20 protein-coding genes are annotated in these 12,059 nt (G+C 65.0%); all 20 read left to right on the forward strand.

Annotated elements, in window-relative coordinates; genetic code table 11:
* Positions 1-119 precede the first annotated feature (119 nt).
* The 20 genes from rpsL (at position 120) to rpsH (ending at position 12,050) form a co-directional block, all read left to right on the forward strand.
* Positions 120-494 carry a 30S ribosomal protein S12 gene (gene rpsL / locus ACNI3K_RS04135; RefSeq protein ID WP_062131472.1) on the forward strand — a complete coding sequence of 125 codons (375 nt, stop codon included), beginning with the start codon at positions 120-122 and terminating at the stop codon, positions 492-494.
* Complete coding sequence (gene rpsG, locus ACNI3K_RS04140) at positions 494-964, forward strand: 30S ribosomal protein S7 (protein ID WP_419390582.1); 471 nt, start codon at positions 494-496, stop codon at positions 962-964. The genes rpsL and rpsG overlap by 1 nt, the downstream gene beginning before the upstream one ends.
* A gap of 44 nt (positions 965-1,008) precedes the next feature.
* Positions 1,009-3,123 carry an elongation factor G gene (gene fusA, locus ACNI3K_RS04145; protein WP_419390583.1) on the forward strand — a complete coding sequence of 705 codons (2,115 nt, stop codon included), beginning with the start codon at positions 1,009-1,011 and terminating at the stop codon, positions 3,121-3,123.
* Between the two features lie 122 nt (positions 3,124-3,245).
* Positions 3,246-4,436, forward strand: coding sequence for an elongation factor Tu (gene tuf, locus ACNI3K_RS04150; RefSeq protein WP_419390584.1), 1,191 nt, complete (start codon positions 3,246-3,248; stop codon positions 4,434-4,436).
* Between the two features lie 304 nt (positions 4,437-4,740).
* Entirely contained in the window at positions 4,741-5,049 is a 309-nt protein-coding gene (rpsJ, locus tag ACNI3K_RS04155; protein WP_042213186.1) for a 30S ribosomal protein S10, read from the forward strand.
* A gap of 24 nt (positions 5,050-5,073) precedes the next feature.
* Positions 5,074-5,739, forward strand: coding sequence for a 50S ribosomal protein L3 (rplC, locus tag ACNI3K_RS04160; RefSeq protein WP_419390585.1), 666 nt, complete (start codon positions 5,074-5,076; stop codon positions 5,737-5,739).
* 4 nt (positions 5,740-5,743) lie between these two features.
* Positions 5,744-6,421: a 50S ribosomal protein L4 gene (rplD, locus tag ACNI3K_RS04165; protein WP_419390586.1), complete on the forward strand. Its 678-nt coding sequence runs from the start codon at positions 5,744-5,746 to the stop codon at positions 6,419-6,421.
* An 11-nt stretch (positions 6,422-6,432) separates the two neighbouring features.
* On the forward strand, positions 6,433-6,738 hold the full coding sequence (gene rplW / locus ACNI3K_RS04170; protein WP_419390587.1) for a 50S ribosomal protein L23: 306 nt from the start codon (positions 6,433-6,435) through the stop codon (positions 6,736-6,738).
* A gap of 19 nt (positions 6,739-6,757) precedes the next feature.
* Positions 6,758-7,597 carry a 50S ribosomal protein L2 gene (gene rplB / locus ACNI3K_RS04175; protein ID WP_419390588.1) on the forward strand — a complete coding sequence of 280 codons (840 nt, stop codon included), beginning with the start codon at positions 6,758-6,760 and terminating at the stop codon, positions 7,595-7,597.
* A gap of 12 nt (positions 7,598-7,609) precedes the next feature.
* Positions 7,610-7,888: a 30S ribosomal protein S19 gene (gene rpsS / locus ACNI3K_RS04180; RefSeq protein WP_419390589.1), complete on the forward strand. Its 279-nt coding sequence runs from the start codon at positions 7,610-7,612 to the stop codon at positions 7,886-7,888.
* Between the two features lie 32 nt (positions 7,889-7,920).
* Complete coding sequence (gene rplV / locus ACNI3K_RS04185; protein WP_419390590.1) at positions 7,921-8,295, forward strand: 50S ribosomal protein L22; 375 nt, start codon at positions 7,921-7,923, stop codon at positions 8,293-8,295.
* Positions 8,295-9,107: a 30S ribosomal protein S3 gene (gene rpsC / locus ACNI3K_RS04190; protein WP_419390591.1), complete on the forward strand. Its 813-nt coding sequence runs from the start codon at positions 8,295-8,297 to the stop codon at positions 9,105-9,107. Before rplV ends, rpsC begins: the two co-directional genes overlap by 1 nt.
* Positions 9,108-9,110: 3 nt before the next feature.
* The gene (gene rplP / locus ACNI3K_RS04195) at positions 9,111-9,530 is read left to right on the forward strand and encodes a 50S ribosomal protein L16 (RefSeq protein WP_419390592.1); all 420 of its coding nucleotides are present in this window, start codon (positions 9,111-9,113) and stop codon (positions 9,528-9,530) included.
* Entirely contained in the window at positions 9,530-9,772 is a 243-nt protein-coding gene (rpmC, locus tag ACNI3K_RS04200) for a 50S ribosomal protein L29 (protein ID WP_419390593.1), read from the forward strand. Before rplP ends, rpmC begins: the two co-directional genes overlap by 1 nt.
* 11 nt (positions 9,773-9,783) lie before the next feature.
* The gene (rpsQ, locus tag ACNI3K_RS04205) at positions 9,784-10,071 is read left to right on the forward strand and encodes a 30S ribosomal protein S17 (RefSeq protein WP_419390594.1); all 288 of its coding nucleotides are present in this window, start codon (positions 9,784-9,786) and stop codon (positions 10,069-10,071) included.
* A gap of 61 nt (positions 10,072-10,132) precedes the next feature.
* Positions 10,133-10,504 (forward strand): 50S ribosomal protein L14, encoded by a 372-nt coding sequence (gene rplN, locus ACNI3K_RS04210; protein WP_419390595.1) that lies wholly within the window; start codon positions 10,133-10,135, stop codon positions 10,502-10,504.
* Positions 10,504-10,845: a 50S ribosomal protein L24 gene (rplX, locus tag ACNI3K_RS04215; RefSeq protein WP_419390596.1), complete on the forward strand. Its 342-nt coding sequence runs from the start codon at positions 10,504-10,506 to the stop codon at positions 10,843-10,845. Before rplN ends, rplX begins: the two co-directional genes overlap by 1 nt.
* Positions 10,842-11,402, forward strand: coding sequence for a 50S ribosomal protein L5 (rplE, locus tag ACNI3K_RS04220; protein ID WP_419390597.1), 561 nt, complete (start codon positions 10,842-10,844; stop codon positions 11,400-11,402). The genes rplX and rplE overlap by 4 nt, the downstream gene beginning before the upstream one ends.
* 3 nt (positions 11,403-11,405) lie before the next feature.
* A complete protein-coding gene (locus ACNI3K_RS04225) occupies positions 11,406-11,591 on the forward strand; it encodes a type Z 30S ribosomal protein S14 (protein ID WP_061960963.1) in 186 nt (61 codons plus the stop codon).
* 60 nt (positions 11,592-11,651) lie between these two features.
* A complete protein-coding gene (rpsH, locus tag ACNI3K_RS04230; protein WP_419390598.1) occupies positions 11,652-12,050 on the forward strand; it encodes a 30S ribosomal protein S8 in 399 nt (132 codons plus the stop codon).
* Positions 12,051-12,059 lie beyond the last annotated feature (9 nt).

Raw genomic sequence — 12,059 nt, forward strand, 5'->3', positions numbered from 1 at the left:
CGCGCCGTCGGGCCCTCACGCGCGCCCTATAGGGGCGTTTTCACCAAATGGTGCGACACGCCCGGGCGCGGGGGTCGGACCCCGCAGGTTTCAGCAACACACGATCAAACGGAGATGTAGTGCCTACGATTCAGCAGCTGGTCAGGAAAGGCCGGCACCCCAAGGCCAGCAAGACCAAGACGCCGGCGCTCAAGTCAAGCCCTCAGCGGCGCGGCGTGTGCACCCGTGTCTATACGACGACGCCCAAGAAGCCGAACTCGGCTCTGCGGAAGGTGGCACGCGTGCGCCTGTCCACGGGTATCGAGGTCACCGCGTACATCCCCGGAGAGGGCCACAACTTGCAGGAGCACTCGATCGTGCTCGTGCGTGGCGGTCGTGTGAAGGACCTCCCGGGTGTGCGCTACAAGATTGTCCGCGGCTCGCTCGACACGCAAGGCGTGAAGGGCCGTCAGCAGGCTCGCAGCCGTTACGGCGCGAAGAGGGAGAAGAAGTAATGCCTCGTAAGGGACCGGCCCCTAAGCGGCCCATCATCAACGACCCGGTGCACGGCGCGATCGTCGTCACCCAGCTCATCAACAAGGTGCTGCTCGACGGCAAGAAGTCGACCGCCGAGGCGATTGTCTACGGTGCCCTCGCGGGCGTCGGCGAGAAGTCGGGCCAGGATCCGGTCGTCGTGCTCAAGCGCGCGCTGGAGAACATCCGCCCCGCGCTCGAGGTTCGCAGCCGCCGCGTCGGTGGTGCCACCTACCAGGTGCCCGTCGACGTGCGACCGGTTCGTTCGACCACGCTCGCCCTGCGCTGGCTCGTCGACTTCTCACGCGCTCGCCGCGAGAAGACCATGACGGAGCGCCTCATGAACGAGATCCTCGACGCATCGAACGGCCTTGGCGCCGCGGTGAAGCGTCGCGAGGACATGCACAAGATGGCCGAGTCGAACAAGGCGTTCGCGCACTACCGCTGGTAGTCGCTGCCTCGTTCGACGGGATCCCAAGACTCTAGGAGAACCACGTGGCACAGGACGTGCTCACGGACCTGACCAAGGTCCGCAACATCGGCATCATGGCTCACATCGATGCCGGCAAGACCACTACGACCGAGCGCATCCTGTTCTACACGGGTGTCAACTACAAGATCGGCGAGACCCACGACGGCGCCTCGACGACTGACTGGATGGAGCAGGAGCAGGAGCGCGGCATCACCATCACGTCCGCCGCGGTCACGTGCTTCTGGGACAACAACCAGATCAACATCATTGACACCCCTGGTCACGTGGACTTCACCGTCGAGGTCGAGCGCTCGCTGCGCGTCCTCGATGGCGCGGTCGCGGTGTTCGACGGCAAGGAGGGCGTGGAGCCCCAGTCGGAGACCGTGTGGCGTCAGGCCGACAAGTACGACGTGCCCCGCATCTGCTTCGTCAACAAGATGGACAAGCTCGGTGCGGACTTCTACTTCACCGTCGACACCATCATCAAGCGCCTCGGCGCCAAGCCGCTGGTCATCCAGCTGCCCATCGGCGCTGAGAACGACTTCGTCGGCATCGTCGACCTGGTCGAGATGAACGCCAAGGTGTGGCCCGGCGACTCCAAGGGCGACGTAACGATGGGTGCCACGTACGAGACCACGGAGATCCCCGCCGACATGGTGGAGAAGGCCAACGAGTACCGTGCCGCCCTGCTCGAGACCGTCGCGGAATCCAACGACGAACTCACCGAGAAGTACCTCAGTGGCGAGGAGATCACGCTCGCGGAGATCAAGGCTGCGATCCGCAAGCTCACGATCTCTTCGCAGATCTACCCGGTGCTGTGTGGCTCGGCTTTCAAGAACCGCGGCGTGCAGCCGATGCTCGACGCCGTCATCGACTACCTGCCGGCCCCCTTCGACGTCCCCGCCATTCAGGGCCACGACGTCAAGGACCCGGAGAAGATCGTCGAGCGTCACGCCGACGCGACCGAGCCTTTTGCGGCTCTCGCGTTCAAGGTCGTCTCGCACCCGTTCTTCGGTCGCCTCACCTACGTGCGCGTGTACTCGGGTCACCTCGAGAACGGCGCGCAGATCATGAACTCGACCAAGGGCAAGAAGGAGCGCATCGGGAAGCTCTTCCAGATGCACGCCAACAAGGAGAACCCCGTCGAGACGATCCACGCGGGTCACATCTACGCGGTGATCGGCCTCAAGGACACGACCACGGGTGACACGCTGTGCAACCCGGAGCACCAGGTCGTCCTCGAGTCCATGACGTTCCCCGAGCCCGTCATCGACGTGGCGATCGAGCCCAAGACCAAGGGTGACCAGGAGAAGCTGTCGCTCGCCATCCAGAAGCTCGCCGAGGAGGACCCCACCTTCCGCGTTCGCCTGGACGACGAGACCGGCCAGACCGTCATCGGCGGCATGGGCGAGCTTCACCTCGACATCCTCGTGGACCGTATGAGGCGAGAGTTCAAGGTCGACGCCAACGTCGGCAAGCCGCAGGTCGCGTACCGCGAGACCATCCGCAAGAAGGTCGACAAGTACGATTACACGCACAAGAAGCAGACGGGTGGCTCCGGCCAGTTCGCGAAGGTGCAGATCTCGATCGAGCCGCTCGAGGCCGAGTCCGAGGTCCAGTACGAGTTCAAGAACGCCGTCACCGGTGGACGCATCCCGCGCGAGTACATCCCGTCGGTCGACGCCGGCATGCAGGCTGCGATGCAGCTGGGCATCCAGGCCGGATACCCGGTCGTGGGTGTCCGCGCGACGCTGCTCGACGGTCAGTACCACGACGTCGACTCGTCCGAGATGGCGTTCAAGATCGCCGGCTCGATGGCCTTCAAGGAGGCCTCGAGGCTGGCGAAGCCCGTTCTGCTCGAGCCGACGATGGCCGTCGAGGTCCGTACGCCCGAGGAGTACATGGGTGACGTCATCGGCGACATCAACTCGCGCCGCGGCCAGATCCGACACATGAGCGACGCCGCAGGCGTGAAGGTCATCGACGCTCTTGTGCCGTTGTCCGAGATGTTCGGCTACGTCGGCGATCTGCGTTCCAAGACGTCGGGCCGCGCAGTGTATTCGATGTCGTTCGACAGCTACGCGGAGGTCCCCAAGGCAGTGGCCGAGGAGATCATCGCGAAGACCCGGGGCGAGTAGTCCCACCGGTTGAAAACCTAGGTAAGAACCACGACCAGTAGTGATGAAGCCCCGAATGGCCTACATCCGGCCATACGGACTAGTATCTTTACCCGAGTCTCAAAAATCAGGAGGAACCCCTCATGGCTAAGGCCAAGTTCGAGCGGAACAAGCCGCACGTCAACATCGGCACCATCGGTCACGTCGACCACGGTAAGACCACGCTGACTGCCGCGATCTCGAAGGTGCTGCACGACCAGTACCCCGACCTCAACCCCTTCACGCCTTTCGAGGACATCGACAAGGCCCCGGAGGAGCGCGAGCGCGGCATCACGATCAACATCTCGCACATCGAGTACGAGACCACCTCGCGCCACTACGCGCACGTCGACGCTCCCGGTCACGCTGACTACATCAAGAACATGATCACCGGTGCCGCGCAGATGGACGGCGCGATCCTCGTGGTCGCGGCGACCGACGGCCCGATGGCGCAGACGCGTGAGCACGTGCTGCTCGCGAAGCAGGTGGGCGTGCCTTACCTGCTCGTCGCGCTGAACAAGTCCGACATGGTCGACGACGAGGAGATCCTTGACCTCGTCGAGATGGAGGTCCGCGAGCTGCTGTCCGCTCAGGGCTTCGACGGCGACAACGCTCCCGTGGTCAAGGTCTCGGCGCTCAAGGCGCTCGAGGGCGACGAGAAGTGGGCGAAGTCCGTTGCTGACCTCATGGAGGCCGTGGACGAGAACGTCCCCGAGCCCGAGCGCGACATGGACAAGCCGTTCCTGATGCCCGTGGAGGACGTCTTCACGATCACCGGTCGCGGCACCGTCGTCACCGGCAAGGTGGAGCGCGGCAAGCTGAAGATCAACTCGGACGTCGAGATCCTCGGCATCCGTGAGCCGCAGAAGACCACGGTCACGGGTATCGAGATGTTCCACAAGCAGATGGATGAGGCGTGGGCCGGCGAGAACTGTGGCCTGCTGCTTCGTGGCACCAAGCGTGAGGACGTCGAGCGCGGTCAGGTCGTGGTTGCCCCCGGCACCACCACGCCGCACACGAACTTCGAGGGCAAGGTCTACATCCTCAACAAGGACGAGGGTGGGCGCCACAACCCCTTCTACACGAACTACCGCCCGCAGTTCTACATCCGCACCACGGATGTGACCGGCGTGATCACGCTGCCCGAGGGCACCGACATGGTCATGCCCGGCGACACCACCGAGATGTCGGTCGAGCTGATTCAGCCGATCGCCCTCGAGGAGGGTCAGGGCTTCGCGATCCGCGAGGGCGGCCGCACGGTGGGTTCAGGCACCGTCACCAAGATCACCAAGTAGCACATCCTCACGCCCCGGATGCGGGGCCTGGCTCATGTCGCCAGGCCCCGCATCCGCGTGAGAGGCCCGATGCGGGTGCGGGTTCGCCCGCCTCGCACATCGGGTCGTCAGGTCCCGGTTGGCTTTGAAGGCCGTTATCTGGCACACTATTCAGGTTGCCCATTGCGGGCGACCGCACACTCACCCACGACGACTCGTTAGATCGAGAAGCGCGCCAGTGCGTCGCAGATATGCGACACGCCCGAGCGCGGGGGTCGGAGGGTGGGAGACCACAGACGTACGAGAGATAAGGCAGAACCACGCGATGGCGGGACAGAAGATCCGCATTCGGCTGAAGAGCTATGACCACGAGGTCATTGACTCCTCGGCGCGAAAGATCGTCGAGACGGTCACGCGCGCCGGCGCCTCGGTTGTCGGCCCCGTGCCGCTCCCGACGGAGAAGAACGTGTTCTGTGTGATCCGTTCTCCTCACAAGTACAAGGACTCCCGCGAGCACTTCGAGATGCGCACCCACAAGCGCCTCATCGACATCGTGGACCCGACGCCCAAGGCCGTCGACTCGCTCATGCGTCTCGACCTGCCGGCGGACGTCAACATCGAGATCAAGCTTTAAGCAACCGTTAAGGACATAAGCATCATGACCCCCACGACTTCCAATGCCCAGCGCACCACGCGTGCGCTGCTTGGTACGAAGCTGGGCATGACGCAGGTGTGGGATGACGAGGGCCGTATCGTGCCCGTGACCGTCGTCCAGGTAGACACCAACGTCGTGACCCAGGTGCGTAGCGCGGCAAGGGACGGCTACGAAGCCGTCCAGCTCGCCTTCGGCACCGTTGACCCTCGCCGCGTGACCGACCCCCTCAAGGGCCACTTCGAGGCCGCCGGCGTCACGCCGCGCCGCCACGTGGCCGAGGTTCGCACCGCAGACGCCGCCGACTTCTCGCTGGGCCAGGAGCTCAGCGCAGAGGTGTTCGAGGCCGGCCAGAAGGTCGACGTCACCGGCACCACCAAGGGCAAGGGCACCGCCGGTGTGATGAAGCGTCACGGCTTCCACGGCGTCGGAGCTTCCCACGGTGCTCACCGCAATCACCGCAAGGCTGGATCGATCGGAGGCGCTTCGACGCCTTCGCGCGTCTTCCGCGGCCTCAAGATGGCCGGCCGCATGGGTAACGACCGCAAGACGGTCCAGAACCTCACCGTCCACTCGATCGACGCCGACAAGGGCCTGCTGCTCCTCAAGGGCGCTGTTCCTGGCAACAAGGGCGGCGTCGTGCTGATCCGCTCCGCAGCGAAGGGTGCGTGACACCATGGCTGAGACCCAGACCGTCGACGTCGTCGACGCCGCAGGCAAGAAGGCCGGCACCGCCGAGCTTCCCGCCGAGGTGTTCGATGTCGTCACCAACGTCCCGCTGATCCACCAGGTGGTGGTCGCTCAGCGTGCCGCCGCCCGCCAGGGGACGCACTCCACCAAGACCCGAGGCGAAGTCTCGGGTGGTGGCCGCAAGCCCCACGCCCAGAAGGGCACCGGCCGCGCTCGTCAGGGCTCGATCCGGGCCCCGCAGTTCGCCGGCGGTGGAATCGTGCACGGCCCGCAGCCGCGCGACTACTCGCAGCGCACCCCCAAGAAGATGAAGGCAGCCGCACTGCGCGGTGCCCTCTCGGACCGCGCTCGCGCGGGCCGCGTTCACGTGCTGAAGAGCGTCGTGACCGGGGACGCGCCGTCGACCAAGACCGCTCTCGCGGCCATCGCCAATGCGACGTCGGGCCGCAGCGCCCTGGTCGTGCTGGAGCGGGCCGATGAGGTGTCGTGGAAGTCGCTGCGCAACGCGGCCGGCATTCACCTGCTCGCTGTTGACCAGCTCAACACCTACGACGTGCTCGTGAGCGACGACATCGTCTTCACGTCGGGATCCCTCGAGACGTTCCTCGCGGGCCCGGCCAAGGGCAAGTCGGCGACCGCAGTCGCCACCGAGTCCGAGGCGTAAGGAGAACTGACGTGACTACGCTCAACAAGAACCCCCGCGACATCCTGATCCGACCCATCGTGTCGGAAAAGAGCTACTCGCTCATGGATGCGGGCAAGTACACCTTCGAGGTCGACCCTCGCGCCAACAAGACCGAGATCAAGATCGCGGTCCAGCAGATCTTCGGCGTGAAGGTCGTCTCCGTGAACACCATCAACCGCAAGGGCAAGACGCGCCGCACACGCTTCGGCATGGGCAAGCGCAAGGATGTCAAGCGCGCGATCGTCACCGTGGGCGAGGGCGACGCACTCGACGTCTTCTCCGGCCACGTGGGCTAGGCAAGGAACAGGAAACGACATGGCTATTCGCAAGTACAAGCCGACAACGCCGGGCCGCCGTGGCTCGTCTGTTGCCGACTTCGCCGAGGTCACCCGTTCGCAGCCGGAGAAGTCGCTGACGCGTCCGCTGCACAAGAAGGGTGGCCGGAACAACACCGGTCGCATCACGACCCGTCACCAGGGTGGGGGCCACAAGCGTGCCTACCGCGTGATCGACTTCCGTCGCCACGACAAGGACGGCGTGCCCGCAACCGTCGCGCACATCGAGTACGACCCCAACCGCACCGCACGCATCGCGCTGCTTCACTACGCGGACGGCGAGAAGCGCTACATCATCGCGCCCGACCGCCTCTCGCAGGGCGCCGCTGTCGAGGCGGGGGTCGATGCTGACATCAAGCCCGGCAACAACCTGCCGCTGCGCAACATCCCGGTGGGTACGGTCGTGCACGCGATCGAGCTCAAGCCGGGCGGTGGCGCCAAGATCGCTCGCTCCGCGGGCGCATCGGTGCAGCTCGTTGCCAAGGAGGGTCGCTTCGCTCAGCTGCGTATGCCCTCGGGCGAGATTCGCCACGTCGACTCGCGCTGCCGCGCGACCGTCGGCGAGGTGGGCAACGCCGAGCAGTCCAACATCAACTGGGGCAAGGCAGGCCGCAACCGCTGGAAGGGCAAGCGCCCGACCGTTCGCGGTGTCGTCATGAACCCGGTCGACCACCCGCACGGTGGCGGTGAGGGCAAGACCTCCGGTGGTCGGCACCCGGTCTCGCCATGGGGCAAGTCCGAGGGGCGCACGCGTACCCCGGGCAAGGAGTCCGACAAGCTCATCGTCCGCCGCCGTCGTACTGGCAAGAACAAGCGTTAAGGAGCCTGACTTATGCCACGCAGTCTGAAGAAGGGCCCCTTCGTCGACGACCACCTGCAGAAGAAGGTGGACGCCCAGAACGATGCGGGAACGAAGAACGTCATCAAGACCTGGTCGCGCCGTAGCGTGATCACCCCGGATTTCCTGGGACACACCTTTGCAGTGCACGACGGTCGCAAGCACGTTCCCGTGTTCGTGACTGAGGCGATGGTCGGGCACAAGCTCGGTGAATTCGCTCCGACGCGCACGTTCAGGGGCCACGTGAAGGACGACCGCAAGGGCCGCCGCTAACGCGGCCCGAGCGAAGGTAAGAGGAGTTTAAGATGGAAGCCAAGGCGCAGACGCGATACGTTCGCGTGACCGCCCAGAAGGCTCGCCGTGTCGTGGACCTGGTTCGTGGCAAGAACGCCGTCGAGGCGATCTCCACGCTGCGGTTTCAGCCGCAGGCAGCCGCGGAGGACGTGCGCAAGCTCGTCGCCTCGGCCGTAGCCAATGCCCGCGTCAAGGCCGAGGCCGCAGGGGAGCGCTTCGACGAGTCCGAGCTCGTGATCACTGCGATCACGGTCGACGAGGGCCCGACGATGAAGCGCATTCGCCCGCGCGCTCAGGGGCGTGCCAACCGCATTCTCAAGCGCACGAGCCACATGTCCGTGACCGTGGCCACCCGCACGGGTGCCGTGAAGGAAGGGGCCAAGTAATGGGTCAGAAGATCAATCCTCACGGCTACCGCCTGGGAATCACCACCGACCACCGCTCGCGTTGGTTCGCTGACTCCACGAAGACCGGTGAGCGTTACCGCGACTACGTGGACGAGGACGTCAAGATCCGCAAGCTCATGTCCAAGGGACTCGAGCGTGCCGGTGTGTCCAAGGTCGAGATCGAGCGTACCCGCGAGCGTGTGCGTGTGGACCTCCACACCGCGCGCCCCGGCATCGTGATCGGCCGCCGCGGTGCGGAGGCCGACAAGCTTCGCGGCAACCTCGAGAAGCTCACGGGCAAGCAGGTTCAGCTCAACATCCTCGAGGTCAAGAACGCCGAGATGGACGCACAGCTGGTGGCTCAGGGCATTGCCGAGCAGCTCACCTCGCGCGTCGCGTTCCGTCGTGCCATGCGCAAGGGCATCCAGTCCTCGCTGCGCGCCGGTGCCAAGGGCATCCGCGTGCAGTGCTCGGGTCGTCTCGGCGGCGCCGAGATGTCGCGTTCCGAGTTCTACCGCGAGGGCCGCGTCCCGCTGCACACTCTGCGCGCGAACATCGACTATGGCTTCTTCGAGGCCCGCACCACGTTCGGCCAGATCGGCGTGAAGGTGTGGATTTACAAGGGCGACATGACGGAGAAGGAGTGGGCTGCCGAGCAGGCGAAGGCTCCTCGTCCGCAGCGCGGCCGTGGCCGCGATGCTCGCGGACCCCGTCGTGATGGTCCTCCCCCCCGTCAGTCCGCTGAGGCCCCCAAGGCCGAGGCGCCTGCCGCTGCTGAGGCTCCCAAGGCCGACGCAGGGAAGGAAGGCTAAGACATGCTCATTCCCCGTCGTGTCAAGCACCGCAAGCAGCACCACCCCGGTCGGTCCGGCGCTGCCAAGGGCGGCACTGAGGTCTCGTTTGGCGACTACGGCATCCAGGCTCTCGAGCCCGCCTACGTCACCAACCGTCAGATCGAGGCCGCTCGTATTGCGATGACCCGCCACATCAAGCGTGGTGGAAAGGTGTGGATCAACATCTACCCGGACCGCCCGCTGACGAAGAAGCCCGCCGAGGTCCGCATGGGCTCCGGTAAGGGATCCCCCGAGTGGTGGGTCGCCAACGTGAAGCCCGGACGCATCCTGTTCGAGCTCGCCGGAGTCGACGAGAGCCTCGCCCGCGAGGCGCTCCGTCGTGCCCAGCACAAGCTGCCCATGAAGACCCGTTTCGTGACCCGTGAGGGTGGTGACATCTGATGGCTATCGGTACCAAGTCCCTCATGCCGACCGAACTGGACGCCATGGAGAACGACAGCCTCGCTGAAGAGCTCAAGAAGGCCAAGGAAGAGCTGTTCAACCTGCGTTTCCAGTCGGCCACCGGCCAGCTCGAGAACCACGGCCGCCTCAAGGCTGTCAAGCGAGACATCGCCCGCATCTACACGATCCTGCGCGAGCGTGAGCTCGGCATCCGGACGGCGCCCTCGGCGTCGGCCGAGTAAGGAAAGACGAAATGTCGACCAAGAAGCACGCGACGGCCACGGCCGAGCACCGCGCGTATCGCAAGACGCGCCGCGGCTACGTCGTCAGCGACAAGATGGACAAGACGATCACCGTGTCGGTGGAGGACCGCGTCAAGCACCCCCTCTACGGCAAGGTTCTGCGCCGCAACAGCACCATCAAGGCGCACGACGAGCTCAACACCGCCGGTATCGGCGACCTTGTGGTCGTCATGGAGACCCGGCCGCTGTCCGCGTCCAAGCGGTGGCGACTCATCGAGATCGTCGAGAAGGCCAAGTAACTAACGTTCGACCAGGCTCGCTCGGCTAGGCCCGGCGAGAACCAGACGACAGGAGAGACACATGATTCAGCAGGAGTCGCGGCTTAGAGTCGCCGACAACACGGGTGCCAAGGAGATCCTTGTCATTCGCGTGCTCGGGGGCTCCAAGCGCCGCTACGCCGGCATCGGCGACACCATTGTCGCCACTGTCAAGGACGCGATCCCGGGCGGCAATGTCAAGAAGGGCGAGGTCGTCAAGGCGGTCGTCGTCCGCACCGCGAAGGAGCGCCGCCGCATCGACGGCTCGTACATCAAGTTCGACGAGAACGCTGCCGTGATCCTGAAGGGCGAGACCGCGGAACCGCGCGGCACTCGCATCTTCGGGCCCGTGGGCCGCGAGCTTCGCGACAAGAAGTTCATGAAGATCATCTCGCTCGCACCGGAGGTCATCTGATGGCGAAGATCAAGAAGGGCGACCTGGTGGTCGTCATCGCCGGGCGCGACCGCGGCCAGCAGGGCCGCGTGCTCGAGGTGAACACCGAGAACGATCGGATCATCGTCGAGGGCGTCCAGCGTGTCACCAAGCACGTGAAGCCGGGTACCAGCCGCGACAACCAGTCCGGTGGCATCGTGACGACCGAGGCTGCTTTGCACATCTCGAACGTCATGCTCGTCGACCCGGAGACCAAGAAGGGCACTCGTGTGGGTTACCGCACGCAGGAGGTCGAGCAGGACGGCCGCACACGCATCAAGCGCGTGCGTGTCGCCAAGCGCTCGGGTAAGGACGTCGAATGAGCACTGCAACGGCTCAGCCGCGGCTCAAGCAGAAGTACCGCAGCGAGATCATCGCCAAGCTCCAGGAGGAGTTCGGCCACGAGAACATCAACCAGGTCGCCGGTCTCACCAAGGTCGTCGTGAACATGGGTGTGGGCGACGCGGCCAAGGACTCTAAGCTCATGGACGGCGCGATCTCGGACCTCACGGCCATCACGGGGCAGAAGCCTCAGGTCACGAAGGCTCGCAAGTCGATCGCGCAGTTCAAGCTTCGTGAGGGCCAGCCCATCGGCGCCCACGTGACTCTGCGTGGCGACCGGATGTGGGAGTTCCTCGACCGCCTGCTGTCGCTCGCGCTGCCGCGTATCCGCGACTTCCGGGGCCTCAGCCCCCAGCAGTTCGATGGGAACGGCAACTACACGTTCGGACTGAACGAGCAGTCGATGTTCCACGAGATCGACCAGGACCGGATCGACCGCGTGCGCGGCATGGATATCACCATTGTCACCACCGCGTCTGCCGACGACGAGGGCCGCTCGCTGCTGAAGCAGCTGGGCTTCCCTTTCAAGGAGAAGTAAGACATGGCCAAGACTGCGCTGAAGAACAAGGCGGCCGGCAAGCAGAAGTTCGCCGTACGCGCCTATACCCGGTGCCAGAGGTGCGGACGTCCGCACTCGGTGTACCGCAAGTTCGGCCTCTGCCGCGTGTGCTTCCGGGAGATGGCTCACGCAGGTGAGCTTCCCGGCATCACCAAGAGCAGCTGGTAAATCCACGACGCCGCAGGTCCCCCCATTGGGGAAACCACGGCGAGGAAGAGTTCACAACTCATGACGATGACTGATCCCATCGCAGACATGCTGACGCGTCTGCGCAATGCGAATTCGGCGTACCACGAGACCGTGTCTATGCCGCACTCCAAGCTCAAGGCGAACATCGCCACGATCCTGGAGGCCCAGGGGTACATCTCTGGCTCGGAGACCACCGACGCCGAGGTGGGCAAGACCCTCACGCTCACCCTGAAGTACGGCCCCAACCGCGAGCGTTCGCTCGCGGGCGTGCGCCGCGTGTCCAAGCCCGGCCTCCGCGTCTATGCGAAGTCCACCAACCTGCCGAAGGTTCTCGGCGGCTTGGGTGTGGCAATTCTGTCCACCTCCTCGGGTCTGCTCACAGACCGCGAGGCCGAGAAGAAGGGCGTCGGCGGCGAGGTCGTCGCGTTCGTCTGGTAAGGGAAGGAG

The organism is Demequina ureilytica, assembly GCF_048553575.1.
Lineage (GTDB): Bacteria > Actinomycetota > Actinomycetes > Actinomycetales > Demequinaceae > Demequina.

What these genes read in the sequence shown, in the direction of transcription:
- rpsG (WP_419390582.1), top strand. Translation starts at nt 494, where the DNA reads ATGCCTCGTAAGGGACCGGCCCCTAAGCGGCCCATCATCAACGACCCG.
- tuf (WP_419390584.1), top strand. Translation starts at nt 3,246, where the DNA reads ATGGCTAAGGCCAAGTTCGAGCGGAACAAGCCGCACGTCAACATCGGC.
- rpsJ (WP_042213186.1), top strand. Translation starts at nt 4,741, where the DNA reads ATGGCGGGACAGAAGATCCGCATTCGGCTGAAGAGCTATGACCACGAG.
- rplC (WP_419390585.1), top strand. Translation starts at nt 5,074, where the DNA reads ATGACCCCCACGACTTCCAATGCCCAGCGCACCACGCGTGCGCTGCTT.
- rplD (WP_419390586.1), top strand. Translation starts at nt 5,744, where the DNA reads ATGGCTGAGACCCAGACCGTCGACGTCGTCGACGCCGCAGGCAAGAAG.
- rplB (WP_419390588.1), top strand. Translation starts at nt 6,758, where the DNA reads ATGGCTATTCGCAAGTACAAGCCGACAACGCCGGGCCGCCGTGGCTCG.
- rpsS (WP_419390589.1), top strand. Translation starts at nt 7,610, where the DNA reads ATGCCACGCAGTCTGAAGAAGGGCCCCTTCGTCGACGACCACCTGCAG.
- rplV (WP_419390590.1), top strand. Translation starts at nt 7,921, where the DNA reads ATGGAAGCCAAGGCGCAGACGCGATACGTTCGCGTGACCGCCCAGAAG.
- rpsC (WP_419390591.1), top strand. Translation starts at nt 8,295, where the DNA reads ATGGGTCAGAAGATCAATCCTCACGGCTACCGCCTGGGAATCACCACC.
- rplP (WP_419390592.1), top strand. Translation starts at nt 9,111, where the DNA reads ATGCTCATTCCCCGTCGTGTCAAGCACCGCAAGCAGCACCACCCCGGT.
- rpmC (WP_419390593.1), top strand. Translation starts at nt 9,530, where the DNA reads ATGGCTATCGGTACCAAGTCCCTCATGCCGACCGAACTGGACGCCATG.
- rpsQ (WP_419390594.1), top strand. Translation starts at nt 9,784, where the DNA reads ATGTCGACCAAGAAGCACGCGACGGCCACGGCCGAGCACCGCGCGTAT.
- rplN (WP_419390595.1), top strand. Translation starts at nt 10,133, where the DNA reads ATGATTCAGCAGGAGTCGCGGCTTAGAGTCGCCGACAACACGGGTGCC.
- rplX (WP_419390596.1), top strand. Translation starts at nt 10,504, where the DNA reads ATGGCGAAGATCAAGAAGGGCGACCTGGTGGTCGTCATCGCCGGGCGC.
- rplE (WP_419390597.1), top strand. Translation starts at nt 10,842, where the DNA reads ATGAGCACTGCAACGGCTCAGCCGCGGCTCAAGCAGAAGTACCGCAGC.
- ACNI3K_RS04225 (WP_061960963.1), top strand. Translation starts at nt 11,406, where the DNA reads ATGGCCAAGACTGCGCTGAAGAACAAGGCGGCCGGCAAGCAGAAGTTC.
- rpsH (WP_419390598.1), top strand. Translation starts at nt 11,652, where the DNA reads ATGACGATGACTGATCCCATCGCAGACATGCTGACGCGTCTGCGCAAT.